General features: G+C 59.6%; 1 protein-coding gene. It reads right to left on the bottom strand.

The genetic code is table 11. The features are described from left to right. Nucleotides 1-275, bottom strand: a 275-nt coding sequence (locus FS507_RS16915) for a transposase (protein WP_186314771.1), incomplete at both ends; no start/stop codon positions are given.

Below are 275 nucleotides of genomic sequence, written 5' to 3'. Positions count from 1 at the left end.
TTGTTCCACCCGGTGATAAACTCCCGGATCTTCGCATTCAAGTCCTTGACAGAAGTGAACACGCCTCGCTTGATCGCTTGGCGGTCGATGATGCCGAACCAGACTTCCACCAGGTTCAACCACGACCCGGGCGTCGGGGTGAAGTGCACGTGGAATCGGGGGTGTGCGGCCAGCCAGTCTCGCACTTCGGCGGTTTTGTGGGTGGCGTAGTTGTCCATCACCAGGTGCAGATCCTGTTCCGGGTAGGCGCGGTCGATCTGGCGCAGGAAGCTCAA

This window comes from Corynebacterium glyciniphilum AJ 3170 (assembly GCF_007673095.1).
GTDB lineage: Bacteria > Actinomycetota > Actinomycetes > Mycobacteriales > Mycobacteriaceae > Corynebacterium.
This window is presented reverse-complemented; position numbering and strand designations above follow the sequence as displayed.